Raw genomic sequence first — 14,608 nt, 5'->3', positions numbered from 1 at the left:
GACGACCGGCCGCAGAGGCGTCAATTGCCCGGCGGCGACCGGCAAGCGGCAGCCGACTAGCGGCATGGGGCCGAGGAAGTCGGCTCGATGGCGCACGTCGCGGGGCGTGCACGTCGCGCACGCTTACAATGGTCGGCAGGTTGAATGCTGGGAGAGACACCATGAGTACACCCGATGCGGGCCGTGCCGGCACGTTTCTGCTTGGCGGCAAGTTGCCGGTGCACCGCCTGGGTTACGGCGCGATGCGCGTCACCGGGCTCGGCGTATGGGGCGAACCCGACGATCGCGCGGAGTGCCTGGCGACGTTGCGCGAGGTGCCAACGCTCGGGGTGAACCTGATCGACACCGCCGACTCCTACGGTCCGACCGTGTCCGAGCCGATGATCCGCGAGGCGTTGCATCCGTATGCGCCGGGGTTGGTGATCGCAACCAAGGGCGGGCAGGTCCGCACCGGACCAAACGAATGGATCCCGGTGGGGCGTCCGGCGTATCTCGAACAGCAGGTCAAGATGAGCCTGCGCTGGTTGGGCGTGGAGCAGATCGCGCTGTGGCAGCTCCATCGCATCGACCCCAGCGTGCCGCGCGACGAACAGTTTGGTGCGATCAAGCGCATGCTCGACCAGGGCTGGATCCGGTTTGCCGGCCTGAGCGAGGTGACGGTCGAGGAGATCGAGGCGGCGCAGAAGGTGTTTCCGGTGGCAACCGTGCAAAACCACTACAGCGCCGGTTTTCGCGTCTACGACGCGGTGCTCGATTACTGCACCGCGCACGGCATCGGTTTCATTCCGTGGTATCCGCTTTCCGGTGGCCAGCTCGCCAGGCCGGATTCGCCGCTGGCGGCGATTGCGCGCGAGCACCGCGCCAGCCCTTCGCAGGTCGCGCTGGCGTGGCTGCTGAAGCGCAGCCCGGTGGTGCTGCCGATCCCCGGTACCTCGAAGCGTGGGCACTTGCGCGAAAACGTGGCTGCGGCGGAGATCGAGCTGACTGACGCCCAGTTCGCCGCCCTGGCCAGCGCCGCGCGCGCTCCCAGCCACGCCTGACCGGCGCGTGGGGCGCGGCCGCTATACTGCGCGCCGCCGCTCCCACCCTGCGATTGCCGTCACGCCATGCGCCGTTTCAGCCTGACCGAACCGCTGGTAATGCTGGTGACGGTGGTGCAATGGCTGGTGCTGTCGATCTTTACCGGCGCTGTGATCGGCGCCGGTTGCTCGCTGTTCTTGCGCGCGTTGTTTGCCAGCGAAGGGCGCATGTACACGGTGCCGTGGTGGTGGCTGGCGCTGGCGCTGCCGCTGGGCGGCCTGGTGAATGGCGTGCTGCTGCATTACGGCTATCGGCTGCGGCGCAGCACGTTCAACGACAACCCGATCATTGCGGTCAACGAACAGGCCGGGAAACTCCCGTTCCGCACCATGTGGATCAAGCCGGTGGCGGCGCTGGTCACACTGGCCTGCGGTGGTTCGGCCGGCAAGGAAGGCCCGTGCTCGCATATCGGCGCCAGCCTGGCCGCAGCGGTGGGGCGGGTGCTGCATTTGAACCCCGAGATGCGCAAGCGGCTCCTGGCGTGCGGCGTGAGTGCGGGGTTCGCGAGCGTGTTCGGCACGCCGATCGCCGGCGCCATCTACGGCGTGGAAATGCTCGCCATCGGTCGCATCCGGCACGATTTCCTGTTTCCCGGCATCGTGGCCGGGGTGACCGCGTATCAGGTGTCGCAGTACCTGGGTGTGCCGTATCCCGTTTACGTCGTGGATTTTTCCAGCCACTTCACCGAGCTGCTGTTTCTTAAAACGGTCCTGATTGGCGTGCTGTGCGGCGGCGTGGCGTGGACGTTCGTGGAGCTGATGCGCAAGTCGCGCGAGGTGTTCGGCGCGCTGGGTGCGCGCTTTGCCCTGTGGCCGCCGTTGGTGCCGATGCTGGGCGGTGTGGTGGTGGCCGTGCTGCTGCTGGTGGTGCCCACGCAGTACATCGGCCTCAGCCTGCCGGTAATGGATCAGGCGCTGCACGGCGTGGCGATGCCCTGGCTCGGTTTTGCGTGGAAGGCGCTGCTGGTGGCGATCACCCTGGGTTCGGGTTTCTACGGCGGCATTGTCACCCCGCAATTCGTGATGGGCGCGGTGGCCGGCGGCGCATTTGCGCCCCTGCTTGGCCTGCCGCCAGCGTTGGGCGCCGCGGTTGGCCTGGTGGCGGTGGTGGCGGCGGCATCCAATGCGCCGATGGCGGCGATCCTGATGGGGATCGAGCTGTTTGGCGCCAATGCCACGCTGTACGTCGCCGGTGCCTGCGTGGCGGCGTATCTCATCATCGGCCACCGCAGCGTGTACCCGGAACAGCAGATCGCCTTCAGCAAATCGTCGTGGATCTTTGCGCGCGCGGGCCTGCCAGTGGGGCAGGAGAAAGTGCGCCTGTCCTATGGCCTGTTGCGCTGGCTGCGCCTGCGGCGGCGCAAGCGGCGTACGCGAGGCTGAAAACCGCAATGTGTGGTCTTGTCCCGGCCATTCCCCATGACGGTTCTGGCCCGGCAAGCCGATACGGAAGCTGCCGCCAGCCGGAGTTCAACCCCGGGCGGGGCGGATCAAGGGAGGCACGGGCAGCTGCGACACGATGGCGCTGGCGGTGGGCGGTGCGCGCGAGGCGTCGGTTGGGCCGGGCGTGACCGTGGTGGTCACCGGTGAAGCCGGTGTCGGGGATGCCGTGTTGACCACGTCGCGCGACAGCGCCGCGCGTTCGGCCTGCTTGGTCATCACGATAATGCTGATGCGCCGGTTGATCGGGTCGGCCGGGTTTTGCTTGTCCAGTGGCACCGAGGCGGCCAGGCCAACCACGCGCACCACCTTGTCGTTTTGCAGGCCGCCAGCCAGCAGCGCGCGGCGGGCAGCGTTGGCGCGGTCGCTGGAGAGCTCCCAGTTGCTGTAGCCATTGTCGCTGCTGTAGGGCGCATCGTCCGTGTGGCCGGTGATGCTGATGTGGTTGGGCACTTTGTTGATGAATCCCGCAAGGTCGGTGAGGATGATGCGGGTGTAATCCTTGAGATGGGCGCGGCCCAAGTCGAACATCGGCCGATTCTGCTTGTCCACGATCTGGATACGCAGGCCTTCGGGGGTGATGTCGAGCAGCAGCTGATCCTTGAAGGGGGCCAATGCCTGGCTCTTTTCGATCGCCGCGTGCAGCTCCTCCTTCAATGCTTCGAGCCGCTTGCGATCTTCTTCGCGCGCGGCTTTTTCGATGGCGTTCTTGTTCATGGTGCCGGCCGGGCCGTTGTGGCGGTCCTTGCCGGGGCCGTGCGAGAGATCCATCGCGCCACCGAGTTTGATCATCGCGTCGCTCGCGCCGCCGGGACCGTCCCGGCTGGGCGGTGCGACGGTGGCGGTGCCGGGCTTGGCGCTCGGGTTGCGGAAGTATTCGCTGATGGCTGCCTTCTGCTGGCGCGTGCCGACGCCGATGATCCACATCACCAGAAAGAACGCCATCATCGCCGTGACAAAGTCGGCGTAAGCCACTTTCCACGCGCCGCCGTGGTGACCGCCACTGCTTTTCTTGACGCGCTTGACGATGACGGTGGGGCCGGCGCCGTCGTCGCTCATGCCCCGGCTCCGGCGTGGTCGCCCTTGAGGTGCGTTTCAAGATCCTGGAATGTCGGGCGTTTGTTCGCCGACAGCACCTTGCGCGCAAACTCGACCGAGACTTTCGGGTTGTAGCCACGCAGGTTGGCCAGCAGTCCGACCTTGACGCATTCGAACGCACGTCCGTCCTCACGCGCCCGTGCTTCCATGGCCGCCCCGAGCGGGCCAATGAAGCCGTAGCAAAGCAGGATGCCGAGGAAGGTACCGACCAGCGCGCCGGCCACGTGCGCACCCACTTCCGAGGTGTCGGAGCTGAGGTTGGCCATGGTGGTGACGATGCCGAGCACGGCGGCGACGATGCCAAATCCGGGCAGGGAATCGGCCATGGTGATGACTGCTTGCGAGGGCACTTCGGCCTCGGCGTGATGGGTTTCGACTTCAGCGTCAAGCAGCGCTTCGAGCTCCTGGGGCTCCATGTTGCCGCCGATGATGAGGCGCAGGCAGTCGGTGATGAACTCGACCAGATGGTGTTCGCGCAGCAGGCGCGGGTAGGCGGAAAACACGGTGCTGGCGTATGGATCCTCGACGTGCGACTCCATGCCGAGCAGGCCGTCTTTGCGCATCACGCCAAAGATGTCGTACAGCAGCGAAAGCAGGTCGACGAAATCCTCCTTGCGGTATTTCGGCCCCTTGAACAGCGCGCCGATCTCGTGCGCCGCGGCCTTGAGCACCTTGGACGGGTTGGCGGTGATGAACGCGCCCAGCGCGCCGCCAAAAATGATCATGAACTCGTACGGTTGCCACAATGCAAGCAACTGGCCGTGCGCGAGGAGGTACCCGCCCAGCACGCAAACGAGCACGATCAGCGAGCCAACCATTACCAGCATGTTTGATTTCCGGGGAGACGACTTCCTGCGCCTTCCGGGTTATCGGGCCGTGACGGGAAAAGTTGAGTGGGGGTCGCTCAGTTGTTTGCGCGGCTGAAATAGAACCCGCTGTAGCCCTCGACGTCGTGGTCGTGGGCAAACGGGATGCGGCATTCGCGCTCTTCGCAGCGCCAGGCGTCGACCACGCGGTAGCCCAACTCGCCCATGGCGCGGATGAAGGCCGGGCGCGCGTGCACGTGGTAGGGCAGGCAGGCGAAGCCCATGTTCTGGAGGGTGTGGAAATCGTGGTGGTCGTGCATCGGCGAGTTGTTCACGATCAGGTGGCGCGGCGGTGCGGCGAGCGTGCCGAGCCATGCGGGCAGGTCGAAGTCGAAATATTGCAGCGCGCCCAGCACCAGCAGGGCATCCTGGCCGTCTGCCGCGTTTTTGTCGGCGGCAAATGCCAGCCGGTGCGCGGCGTCGTGTTCGGCCGCCCAGGCGCGCCCGGCTTCCATCGTGGTTGGCATGTCGCTTACCGTCCAAGTGATGTCGCCGGGGTAGTCGAGATAGCGCGCAAAGGCGTAATACGCCACGCCGATGTGGCCGCCCAGGTCAAAAAACCGCCGGCAGTTCCGGTGCAGCAGCTGTTCCAGCCAGTACAGGGTCGGATAGTCGCCAATGGCGAGTTGGCGTGTGCGGTAGCGGTATTGGGCGGCCGCTTGCGGCTGGTCGTAGCTGGCCTTGAGCGCCGCCGGCACGGCCGCCAGTGCGCTGGCGTAACTGGGAAACACGCCCAGGTAGTGGTTGCCGTGGCGTTGGCGCGCAAACTGGTGCCGATAGAGCAGCTTTGCCAGCGGCGTGAACGGCGGCAATTTCAAGGTTTCCATCGCGATGCCGCGCAGGCTCATGGGGTGGCTCCTGGAGCGAGGTACAGCGCCCGCAAGTCTATAGGCGGCGTCACGCTCTCGCATTGCCGTTGTTGCCTGCGACAAAACGTTCCCGCTCAACCATTTGCGGATTTGATGCCGGTCAATCGCGGGTTTTTGCGGCTTGCGGAGACTGGCACCATGAACGCCGCCATCCAGATCCCCGAGTTCGATCCCGCGCTGATCTCGCGCTACGACGTGGCCGGGCCGCGCTACACCAGCTACCCCACGGCGCCGCAGTTCCACGCCGGGTTCGACGAGCGGGCGTTGCGCGCGGTGATCCAGGCGTCGAACGAGGAGCCGATTCCGCGCCCACTGTCGATCTACGTGCACGTGCCGTTCTGTGTCAGCCCGTGTTTCTACTGCGGCTGCAACCGCATCATCACGCGCGACGTCGGCAAGGCGGATCGTTACCTCGAACGCCTGTACCGCGAGATCGAGCTGGTGGCGAAACTGTTCGACCGCGACCGCCAGGTGACCCAGTTGCACTTCGGCGGCGGCACGCCGAATTTCCTCGATGCGCCGCGCATGCGCGACCTGATGGGCGTGCTTGCCGGGCATTTCAATTTCGGCGATGCGCGCACGCGCGAGTTCGGCATCGAGATCGACCCGCGGTTTGCGGATGCCGACTACATCGCCGCGCTCGGCGAGCTTGGCTTCAACCGCATCTCGGTCGGCATCCAGGATTTCGACCCCGCGGTGCAGGCGGCGGTCAACCGCATCCAGAGCGTGGCGCAGACGCGCGAGGTGCTGGAGTCGGCCAAGGCGCACGGTTTCCGCTCGACCAGCGTCGACCTCATCTATGGCCTGCCCAAGCAGACGGTGGCCGGGTTCGACCGCACACTGGACGAGGTGATCGGCCTCGCGCCCGACCGCGTGGCGGTGTACGCGTACGCGCACCTGCCGGAGATGTTCAAGGCGCAGCGCCAGATCGAGGCGGCGGACCTGCCGAGCCCGGCGACGCGGCTGGCATTGATCGGCCGTGCGCTGGAACGCCTGGGCGCGGCCGGCTACGTCTACGTGGGCATGGACCATTTCGCGCGCGCCGACGACGAACTGGTGCGTGCGCAGCAGGCCGGCACGCTGCAGCGCAATTTCCAGGGCTATTCCACCCACGGCGATTGCGACATCGTCGGCCTTGGCGTGAGCGCGATCGGGCGCATCGGCGACAGCTACAGCCAGAGCGCGCGCGACCTCACCGGCTACTACGCCGCCATCGACAACGGCCGGCTGCCGATCGCGCGCGGCATCGCGCTGAGCCACGACGACCTGGTACGGCGCGAGGCGATCGGCCAGCTCATGTGCCACGGCGAGCTGGACATGCCGACGTTCGGCGCGCAGCACGGCGTGGATTTTGCCGAGTACTTCGCCGCCGAGCTGGAGCGCCTGCGCGCACTGGCGAACGACGGCCTGGTCCGGCTGGACGCGGACACGATCACGGTCACCGCACGCGGGCGCCTGCTGCTGCGCATCGTGGCGATGTGTTTCGACGCCTATCTGGGGCGCGAAGCGGCGCCGCGGCGATTCTCGCGTACGATATGAGCGTCGCCCTGCAAGAGGTGCGTCCCGTGGCCAAGCGCGCATTGCGCACCGAAGCGCCGGCGGCCGTCAGTGCGCCGGATTTCTGCCGTACCTGCGCGCTGTCCAGCGCATGCGCGATGGTCGGCTACGGCCTGCCCGAGCTGTCGCCGCTGTACCGCCTGATGGAGCACCTGGGCCCGTACCGCGCGGGCGACGCGGTGTTCCACCAAGGCGACGTGTTCGAGGCGGTATATGCGGTGCGTTCGGGTGCGGTCAAGACCCGCCAGCTCGACAAGGACGGCCACGAGCACGTGCTGGGTTTCTATCTGCCGGGCGAGGTGATCGGGCTGGACGCGATCTATCCCGCGCAGTTCCCGTGCGACGCGATCGCGCTGGAAGACGCGCAGTTCTGCCGGTTCTCGTTTCCCGCCATGAGCCTGCTGGCAACGCGCCAGCCGGCGGTGCAGAAACACCTGTTCCGCCTGATCGGCCAGCGGCTCGGCATGCGCCAGTTGTTGTCCGGCGACTACAGCGCGGACGAACGCATGGCGGCGTTCCTCGTCGATTTGGGCGACCGTTATGCCGCACGCGGGTTTTCGGCTACCCAATTCCGGTTGGGGATGTCGCGCGGCGACATCGCCAGTTACCTGTGTCTGGCCGCGGAAACCGTGAGCCGCACGCTGAGCCGGTTTCGCAGCCAGGGGCTGATCGTGCTGCGCGGCCGCGCTCTGGTACTGCAACAGCCCGAAACACTGCGCGCATTGGGGAAAAACCTGCTTGCCGACTGACCGCGGCGGCAGTGTGCTCCAATGCGTTGCCCTGGCCGCCGAGTCCGGCGGCACCCACGCCCACGAGGAGCCGGCATGTTCGTTCGCCACACATCGAAGCACTACAGCGGCGTGTTGATCGCCTTGCATTGGTTGACCTTGCTGCTGCTCATCGCGGTGTACGCGCTGATCGAGCTGCGCGGCATCTACCCCAAGGGCAGCGACGCCTATCTGGCCATGAAGAGCTGGCACTTCATGCTCGGCCTGACGGTGCTGGCGCTGCTGCCGATCCGCCTGCTGGCGCGCGCGGGCGGTGGCGCCAACCCGCCCATCCATCCGCCGTTGGCGGCGGCGCAGGAGAAGCTGGCCAAACTGGTGCATCTGCTGCTGTATCTGTTCCTGCTGGTGATGCCGATCCTCGGCTGGATGACGCTCAGCGCGGAGGGGCAGGTGATTCCCTTCTTCGGGCTGGAGCTGCCGCCGCTGGTCGCCGCGGACAAGCCGCTTGGCCATCAACTCGAGGAAATCCACGAGACCATCGGCACCATCGGCTACTACCTCATCGGTCTGCACGCCGCGGCCGCGCTGTTCCATCACTACTGGACGCGCGACGACACCATGCGGCGCATGATGCTGCGTCGCAACTAAGCCTTTCTTGAACTCCGACGAACGGCCCGCAAGCGCGGGCCGTTCGCGTTTGTGCGGCATCACGCCGCGCTGGACGGGTTGCCGCATGTGGTCGCTTGACGCACTTGCAGCAAGCTCTTCACGCAATTGATTGCGATCAAATTTCGTGTGTGTTCAGCCATGGAGCATGCCCCCGGACCACGAGGAGCAACTCCATGAAAACCGTACTGTGCGCTGCCGCGATGACCGCCACGCTGCTGCTTGCCGCCTGCAGCGGCGGGTCGCCCGACAAGCGTTCGTTGCTGGCAGACATCCCCTCCGCCCATGCCGCCCCCGCACCCCTGATGCTGGCGCCGCCCGATTTCGGCCCGCCGCAGGGCGCGCCGATCAAGGCCGTGCTCACCAGCCCGCCCCACGTACCGCCGCCGATCCATCGCGACTATCCGGCGAAGGTGATCGTGGAGCTGGAAGTGGTGGAGAAGGAGATGCCGATTTCCGAAGGCGTGAGCTACACGTTCTGGACCTTCGGCGGCACCGTGCCCGGCAGCTTCATCCGCGTGCGCCAGGGCGACACGGTGGAGTTCCATCTGAAGAACGCACCGGACAGCAAGATGCCGCACAACATCGACCTGCACGGCGTGACCGGGCCGGGCGGCGGCGCGGCGTCGAGCTTCACCGCGCCGGGCCATGCCTCGCAGTTCACCTTCAAGGCGCTGAATCAGGGCATCTACGTCTACCACTGCGCCACCGCGCCGGTCGGCATGCACATCGCCAACGGCATGTACGGACTGATCCTGGTCGAGCCACCGGAGGGCCTGCCCAAGGTCGATCACGAGTACTACGTGATGCAGGGCGATTTCTACACCATCGGCAAGTACCGCGAAAAAGGCCTGCAGCCGTTCGACATGGAGAAGGCGATCGACGAGCGCCCGACCTACGTGCTGTTCAACGGCAAGGAAGGCGCGCTCACCGGCGACAACGCGCTCACCGCCAAGACCAACGAAACGGTGCGGCTGTTCGTCGGCAACGGCGGACCGAACCTGGTGTCGAGCTTCCACGTGATCGGCGAGATCTTCGACCGCGTGCAGCCCGAGGGCGGCACGGTGACCCAGCACAACGTGCAGACCACGCTGATCCCCGCCGGCGGCGCAGCGATGGTGGAGTTCCACACCGACGTGCCGGGCAGCTACGTGCTGGTCGACCACTCGATCTTCCGCGCGTTCAACAAGGGCGCGCTGGGCATCCTCAAGGTCGACGGTCCGGAGAACAAGCTGGTGTACTCCGGCAAGGAAGTGGACTCGGTGTACCTCGGTGACCGTTCGGAGCCCAATCTCAAAGCGGTGACCGTGGCGGCCAAGGCGCACGCGGCCGGCACCCTGACCAGGGCGGACCAGATTGCCGCCGGCAAGCAGCTCTTCACCGGCACCTGCTCGGTTTGCCATCAGGACAACGGCCAGGGCCTGGCCAACGTGTTCCCGCCGCTGGCCAAGTCCGACTTCCTCGCGGCCGATCCCAAGCGGGCGATGAGCATCGTCACCCACGGCCTGAGCGGCAAGATCAAGGTCAACGGCAAGGAGTACGACTCGGTGATGCCGCCGATGGCGCAGCTCACCGACGATGAGGTGGCCAACATCCTCACCTACGTGGTCAACAGCTGGGGCAACGCCGGCGGCCAGTACAGCAAGGAGGAAGTCGCCAAGGCGCGGGCGGAAGCCAAGCCGATGGCGGCGGGGCACTGAGCATGTGCCTGCGCCATGTACTGGCCTGGATCGGCATGGCGCTGGCCCTTCCGGCAGCGGCGGCGGACTACGCCGCCCTGCCCGGAGGGCAGTTCGCCAGCGTGATTCCGGCCGACGGCAAGGCGGCCAGGGCCACCATTGCGCCGTTCCGCCTGCGCACCGAGCCGGTGACCAACGGCGAGTTCCTCGCCTTCGTCAAGACTCACCCGCGTTGGCGGCGCGACCAAGTGGCCAGCGTGCTCGCCGACCAGCGTTACCTGAGCCATTGGGCTGGCCCGGTCGAGCTGGGCAAGGACGTCCTGCCGCGCCAGCCGGTGACGCGCGTGAGCTGGTTCGCCGCGCAGGCCTATTGCGCCAGTGAAGGCGCCCGCCTGCCGAGCTGGTACGAATGGGAATATGCGGCTGCTGCCGACGCCACGCGGCGCGATGCGCGCAAGGACCCGGCGTGGCGTGAGGATCTCCTGGCTTGGTACTCGCGCCCGTCGAGCGCGCCGCTGCCGGTGATCGGCGGCCGGCCCAACGTCTACGGCGTGCGCGACATCGTCCACCCGGTATGGGAGTGGGCCGACGACTTCAACGCGCTGCTGGTCGCCAGCGACAGCCGCGACCAGAACGACCCGGATGTCCTGAAGTTCTGTGGTGCCGGTGCCGTCAGCCTGCAGGAAAAAGAGAACTACGCCGTGCTGATGCGCGTCGCCATGCTCTCCGCGCTGAAGGCCGCGGACACCACCAACAACGTGGGGTTTCGCTGTGCAAAACCCTGATTACCTCAGACCGGAATGGAGCGATGGGGCCCATGGATGGACCCCACGCAAGGTGCCGCGCAGTGGCGCCGCGGCGGAGCCGATGCCGCAGGCGTCGGCGAGTCTGTCGAGTGCGGGATGCACTCGACAGACATCGGTAACGGGGCGAGCCCGGCGTGACGCCTCAAGAGAATGCCCACTCTCGTTTTTCAACCTGCCAAGCATCGCCCGCGAGCGGGCTCCTGCAAGACCCCCCCGGCCTTCCTTACGGAGACTCTCCATGAAACGCCTGCTACTGATATTGGCATTGATGCTCGCGACCGCGCCCGCCATCGCCCAGAACAAACCGTTGCCCACCGACTCCATCTATCACCTCGACGTGCAGTTCACCGACCAGGCCGGCCACACGCAGCCGCTGGCCGCGCGGCGCGGCCGGCCGCAGCTGGTCACGATGCTCTACACCTCCTGCCAGATGGTGTGCCCGCTCATCATCGACAGCCTGCGCCAGACGTGGAAGACGCTGGACGCCGGCGACCGCTCGCGCATCGACCTGCTTGCCGTGAGCTTCGACCCCGAGCGCGACACCGTGGCCGCGCTGCGCGCCTACGCCGCCAAGCGCCAGCTCGTCGCCCCGCCGTGGACGCTGGCGCGTACCAAGGCCGGCGACGTGCGCCAGCTTTCGGGCGTGCTGGGCCTGCAGTACCGCCAATTGCCGGATGGCGAGTTCAACCATTCCAGCGAGCTGATCCTGCTCGATGCCGAAGGCCGCATCGTGGCGCGCACCACCAGGATGGGCCGCGCGGATCCGGGGATGGTGGCGGCGATCAGGCAGACGTTGGCGGGAAAACAACGCTGATAAACGGACGTCCAGACGTCCGCATATGTCGCACGAAGCCGCCGACATGGCGGCTTCTTCTTTTGCATGCGTGTGGTGCCTTGTCACACTCGCGCCATGCGTTTTGCGGAACTGACGATCGTCAAAAATCACACGGCGATGGTCATGGAAAGTGCGCGCGCCTCCACGACGGAACCCCACGATGAAAGTATCGCTTCGACCGCTGGCGTTGGCCTGCGCGACCGCCTTTGCCCTCGCGCCGCTGGCCGCCGCATGCGCGCAATCCGCTGCCGCCGGGAGCTCCAGCGCGTCGCCATGGCAGCTGGAATGGAACCTGCGCGTGCGCCACGAGCAAGTGGACAGCGACGCCTTTGCCAAGGATGCCAAGGCCGATACCGCGCGGTTGCGGCTCGGCTTGCGCGCGCAGTTCGACAACGGCTGGCGCGGCCTTCTCGAAGGCAACGGCGTGGCTGCGGCCAACGACCACTACAACAGCGGTGCCAACGGCCACACGCAGTATCCGGCGATCGGCGACCCGCAGGCCGCCGAGCTCAGCCAGGCATGGATCGGCTGGCAGAACCAGGCCTTCGGTTTCAGCGCCGGTCGCCAGGCGCTGGTATTCGACAACCAGCGCTGGGTGAACGACGCCGCGTGGCGCCGGCACCCGCAGACCTTCGATGCGGTGGCGCTCACCTGGCATCCGGCGGGCGACTGGACGGTGCGCTACGCGTGGCTCGACCGCGTGCACCGCGCGGCGACGAAAAAGGCGCTCAGCCCGCTGGTGCGCGAGCGTCGGCTGGATACCCACCTGCTCAATGTCAAATACGAACGCGCGCGCCAGTCGTGGGTGGGCTACACCTATCTGCACGAAGACCTCGACCTGCGTACCGCCTCGTCGGCCACCTACGGCGCGCGCTGGGTCGGCAAGCCCGCTGGCGATGGTTTTGGCTGGCAGCTCGAAGCCGCACGGCAAACCGATTACGCCAACAACCCCTTGCACTTCACCCACAACTACTGGCTGATCGAACCGGCGTTGACGCTCTCCGGCATCACCGTGCGCCTCGGCTGGGAGCACCTGGGCGGCGACGGTCGCACCGCCTTGCAGACACCGCTGACCTCGCCACACGTGTTCAACGGCTGGGACAACCAGTTCACCGTGACCCCGGTCGGCGGCCTGCAGGATCGCTACGCCGCCGTTGGCGGCATCCTGCCGGCGGCCGGCAAGCTCGCGTGGAATGTGGCGTGGCACGACTTTCACGCCGTGCGCGGCGGCCGTTATGGCAGCGAATGGGATGCTTCCGTGGGGCGCCCGCTTGGTTACGGCGTCACCGCACTGGTCAAGGCCGCGCGTTATCAGGCCGACGGCTTTGGCCGTGACGACACGAAGGTATGGCTGCAGCTGGAGTGGGCGGGCACCCAGGCGCTGGATTGAACGGGGCTTCGTCCGGGTTCGGGGCGTCCGTCGCGAATCGCCCACTGCGGTCCTGATGTGCTTGACTTGCATCAGCGCCGGCCCGCCCGGCAAACGATGCAATGACGCGATGACTTGCGATGAACTCGACTTGCGCCAGCTCGCGGCGCCGGAACCGATGGTGCGTGCGCTGGAAGCGGCGGACCGGCTGGCGCCCGGCGAAAGCGTCGCCGTGCTGGCGCCGATGCTGCCGCGGCCGTTGCTGATGGAACTGGCTGCGCTCGGTTTCGAAGCCGAGCCCGAACCGGCGCTGCCCGACGGCAGCGTGCGCGTGGTGATCCGCCGACCCGGCGATGGCGAAGCTGCGGCTTGACGAGGCGCCGGCAGCCGCGCTGCCGTTGCGCTTCCTGCTCTCGATGCCGTGCTGGGGCATTCTCGGCGGTTTGTTGCTGCTGGTGGATGCCGATGCGGCGCTGCGCTCGCGCTGGCAGCCGGCGACGCTGGCGATCACGCATGTGTGGACGCTCGGTGTGCTGGGCAACGCCATGTTCGGCAGCTTGCTGCAGTTTTTGCCGGTCGCCGGCAGCACGTCGGTGCGTTGGGGCGCTGGCGCGCCGTATCTGCACGCGGTGTTCAACCTCGGGGTGCTGGCGCTGGTGTTCGGCCTGCTTGCCGGCTCGCGCACGGGCTTGTTGACCGCCGGCGTACTGCTGCCGCTGGCTTTTCTGTGGCTGGCCGCGATGACCTTGCCGGGGCTGGTCGTCGGCGCCGGCGACAAGCTGTTGCGCGTCGGTATCGGCACGGCGGTGACCTACGGCGTGCTCACCGCGGCGCTGGGCGCCGGTTTGGTGGGCGCGCTGGCCACCGGGCACGGCTGGTGGCCGAGCGTGGTCGACGTGCATGCGAGTTTCGGCGCGCTGGGCTGGATCGTGCTGCTGATCGCCGCCGTCGCGCGGCTGACGATGCCGATGTTCCAGGGCACGCGCATGGTGCCGGCGCGCGGGCAGGGCACGTGGCTCGCGGCAGTGGCGTTGCTGTTGCCGTTGGCGGGCGCATGGCATGCGCTGCGCGGCGGCGCGTGGCTTGCCGGCGCCGTGGCGGCAGGTGCGCTGGCCTTCGTCGCCACCGCACTGGTGTTGCAATGGCCGGTGGCACGGGCGCGGCGCACCCTGCTGTATCGCGAGTGGCGGTTCGGCTTGCTGGCGTTGCTGGCCGCCATCGCCGCTCTGCTTGCCGGCCGCGGCGTGCTGGCCGGCGTGCTCGCGTTCGGCGTCGGCCTGCCGGTGATGGTGGGCGGCATGGCGATGGAGATCGTGCCCTTTGTGGCGTGGATCGACCTGCGTCACCGCATCCCGCGCGGCACGCGCATCCCCGGCGTGCAGCGCCTGTCCGAGGACGAACGCAAGCGCCGGGTGCTGCACGCGCACTACGTCGCTGCGCCGCTGCTGGTGCTGGCCGCATGCTGGCCGCAACCGTGGCTGCTGCGCGTGGCGGCGTTGGCGCAGGTCGGCGTGTGGTCGCTGCACGCGGCGACGCTGTGGCAAGTGCTGCGTGCCGCACGCGGGTTCGCACGAACGGCGATGGCCGGTGAGTGATCCGCTGCGCCAACGCTTCGC

The 14,608-nt window shown here is 67.2% G+C and carries 14 protein-coding genes; 11 read left to right on the top strand and 3 right to left on the bottom strand.

Translation table 11 applies throughout. The annotated features are described in order from the left end of the window. Nucleotides 1-161 precede the first annotated feature (161 nt). Both AC3WP6_RS08575 and AC3WP6_RS08570 read left to right on the top strand, forming a co-directional pair. Nucleotides 162-1,040, top strand: coding sequence for an aldo/keto reductase (locus AC3WP6_RS08575; protein WP_492627303.1), 879 nt, complete (start codon nucleotides 162-164; stop codon nucleotides 1,038-1,040). Between the two features lie 66 nt (nucleotides 1,041-1,106). Next, nucleotides 1,107-2,462 (top strand): chloride channel protein, encoded by a 1,356-nt coding sequence (locus AC3WP6_RS08570; protein ID WP_492627302.1) that lies wholly within the window; start codon nucleotides 1,107-1,109, stop codon nucleotides 2,460-2,462. A gap of 87 nt (nucleotides 2,463-2,549) precedes the next feature. Here AC3WP6_RS08570 and motB read toward each other — a convergent pair whose 3' ends face one another. The 3 genes from motB to AC3WP6_RS08555 all read right to left on the bottom strand — a co-directional run bounded on the left by motB (nucleotide 2,550) and on the right by AC3WP6_RS08555 (nucleotide 5,331). Continuing rightward, nucleotides 2,550-3,578 carry a flagellar motor protein MotB gene (gene motB / locus AC3WP6_RS08565; protein WP_492627301.1) on the bottom strand — a complete coding sequence of 343 codons (1,029 nt, stop codon included), beginning with the start codon at nucleotides 3,576-3,578 and terminating at the stop codon, nucleotides 2,550-2,552. After that, nucleotides 3,575-4,444: a flagellar motor stator protein MotA gene (gene motA / locus AC3WP6_RS08560; RefSeq protein ID WP_492627300.1), complete on the bottom strand. Its 870-nt coding sequence runs from the start codon at nucleotides 4,442-4,444 to the stop codon at nucleotides 3,575-3,577. Before motA ends, motB begins: the two co-directional genes overlap by 4 nt. A gap of 77 nt (nucleotides 4,445-4,521) precedes the next feature. Next, nucleotides 4,522-5,331 carry a methyltransferase, TIGR04325 family gene (locus tag AC3WP6_RS08555; protein ID WP_492627299.1) on the bottom strand — a complete coding sequence of 270 codons (810 nt, stop codon included), beginning with the start codon at nucleotides 5,329-5,331 and terminating at the stop codon, nucleotides 4,522-4,524. Between the two features lie 159 nt (nucleotides 5,332-5,490). On the opposite strand from AC3WP6_RS08555, the gene hemN reads away from it, so the two are divergent. The 9 genes from hemN to AC3WP6_RS08510 all read left to right on the top strand — a co-directional run bounded on the left by hemN (nucleotide 5,491) and on the right by AC3WP6_RS08510 (nucleotide 14,587). Next, nucleotides 5,491-6,891 carry an oxygen-independent coproporphyrinogen III oxidase gene (gene hemN / locus AC3WP6_RS08550; protein ID WP_492627298.1) on the top strand — a complete coding sequence of 467 codons (1,401 nt, stop codon included), beginning with the start codon at nucleotides 5,491-5,493 and terminating at the stop codon, nucleotides 6,889-6,891. Beyond that, the gene (locus AC3WP6_RS08545; RefSeq protein WP_492627297.1) at nucleotides 6,888-7,658 is read left to right on the top strand and encodes a helix-turn-helix domain-containing protein; all 771 of its coding nucleotides are present in this window, start codon (nucleotides 6,888-6,890) and stop codon (nucleotides 7,656-7,658) included. Before hemN ends, AC3WP6_RS08545 begins: the two co-directional genes overlap by 4 nt. Nucleotides 7,659-7,733: 75 nt before the next feature. Then, on the top strand, nucleotides 7,734-8,285 hold the full coding sequence (locus AC3WP6_RS08540) for a cytochrome b (protein WP_492627296.1): 552 nt from the start codon (nucleotides 7,734-7,736) through the stop codon (nucleotides 8,283-8,285). A gap of 194 nt (nucleotides 8,286-8,479) precedes the next feature. Further along, nucleotides 8,480-10,003, top strand: coding sequence for a copper-containing nitrite reductase (gene nirK, locus AC3WP6_RS08535; RefSeq protein WP_492627295.1), 1,524 nt, complete (start codon nucleotides 8,480-8,482; stop codon nucleotides 10,001-10,003). Between the two features lie 2 nt (nucleotides 10,004-10,005). Beyond that, nucleotides 10,006-10,767 carry an SUMF1/EgtB/PvdO family nonheme iron enzyme gene (locus AC3WP6_RS08530; protein ID WP_492627294.1) on the top strand — a complete coding sequence of 254 codons (762 nt, stop codon included), beginning with the start codon at nucleotides 10,006-10,008 and terminating at the stop codon, nucleotides 10,765-10,767. Nucleotides 10,768-11,026: 259 nt separating this feature from the next. Further along, nucleotides 11,027-11,602 (top strand): SCO family protein, encoded by a 576-nt coding sequence (locus AC3WP6_RS08525; protein ID WP_492627293.1) that lies wholly within the window; start codon nucleotides 11,027-11,029, stop codon nucleotides 11,600-11,602. Nucleotides 11,603-11,783: 181 nt separating this feature from the next. Beyond that, nucleotides 11,784-13,013, top strand: coding sequence for an alginate export family protein (locus AC3WP6_RS08520; RefSeq protein WP_492627292.1), 1,230 nt, complete (start codon nucleotides 11,784-11,786; stop codon nucleotides 13,011-13,013). Nucleotides 13,014-13,122: 109 nt separating this feature from the next. Next, nucleotides 13,123-13,365 (top strand): DUF2249 domain-containing protein, encoded by a 243-nt coding sequence (locus tag AC3WP6_RS08515; protein ID WP_492627291.1) that lies wholly within the window; start codon nucleotides 13,123-13,125, stop codon nucleotides 13,363-13,365. After that, nucleotides 13,346-14,587 (top strand): hypothetical protein, encoded by a 1,242-nt coding sequence (locus tag AC3WP6_RS08510; RefSeq protein ID WP_492627290.1) that lies wholly within the window; start codon nucleotides 13,346-13,348, stop codon nucleotides 14,585-14,587. Before AC3WP6_RS08515 ends, AC3WP6_RS08510 begins: the two co-directional genes overlap by 20 nt. The last annotated feature ends 21 nt before the right edge of the window (nucleotides 14,588-14,608 follow it).

Source organism: Rhodanobacter sp. FW106-HT46G03, assembly GCF_058789895.1.
Note: the sequence above shows the minus strand (reverse complement) of the source record. Positions and strands in the feature narration are given on the sequence as shown.

Excerpts from the sequence above, each read along its gene's own strand:
- AC3WP6_RS08545 (WP_492627297.1), top strand. The coding sequence starts at position 6,888 with ATGAGCGTCGCCCTGCAAGAGGTGCGTCCCGTGGCCAAGCGCGCATTG.
- AC3WP6_RS08555 (WP_492627299.1), bottom strand. The coding sequence starts at position 5,331 with ATGAGCCTGCGCGGCATCGCGATGGAAACCTTGAAATTGCCGCCGTTC.
- AC3WP6_RS08510 (WP_492627290.1), top strand. The coding sequence starts at position 13,346 with ATGGCGAAGCTGCGGCTTGACGAGGCGCCGGCAGCCGCGCTGCCGTTG.
- motA (WP_492627300.1), bottom strand. The coding sequence starts at position 4,444 with ATGCTGGTAATGGTTGGCTCGCTGATCGTGCTCGTTTGCGTGCTGGGC.
- AC3WP6_RS08525 (WP_492627293.1), top strand. The coding sequence starts at position 11,027 with ATGAAACGCCTGCTACTGATATTGGCATTGATGCTCGCGACCGCGCCC.
- AC3WP6_RS08530 (WP_492627294.1), top strand. The coding sequence starts at position 10,006 with ATGTGCCTGCGCCATGTACTGGCCTGGATCGGCATGGCGCTGGCCCTT.
- AC3WP6_RS08570 (WP_492627302.1), top strand. The coding sequence starts at position 1,107 with ATGCGCCGTTTCAGCCTGACCGAACCGCTGGTAATGCTGGTGACGGTG.
- hemN (WP_492627298.1), top strand. The coding sequence starts at position 5,491 with ATGAACGCCGCCATCCAGATCCCCGAGTTCGATCCCGCGCTGATCTCG.
- AC3WP6_RS08540 (WP_492627296.1), top strand. The coding sequence starts at position 7,734 with ATGTTCGTTCGCCACACATCGAAGCACTACAGCGGCGTGTTGATCGCC.
- AC3WP6_RS08520 (WP_492627292.1), top strand. The coding sequence starts at position 11,784 with ATGAAAGTATCGCTTCGACCGCTGGCGTTGGCCTGCGCGACCGCCTTT.
- motB (WP_492627301.1), bottom strand. The coding sequence starts at position 3,578 with ATGAGCGACGACGGCGCCGGCCCCACCGTCATCGTCAAGCGCGTCAAG.
- AC3WP6_RS08515 (WP_492627291.1), top strand. The coding sequence starts at position 13,123 with ATGACTTGCGATGAACTCGACTTGCGCCAGCTCGCGGCGCCGGAACCG.
- nirK (WP_492627295.1), top strand. The coding sequence starts at position 8,480 with ATGAAAACCGTACTGTGCGCTGCCGCGATGACCGCCACGCTGCTGCTT.
- AC3WP6_RS08575 (WP_492627303.1), top strand. The coding sequence starts at position 162 with ATGAGTACACCCGATGCGGGCCGTGCCGGCACGTTTCTGCTTGGCGGC.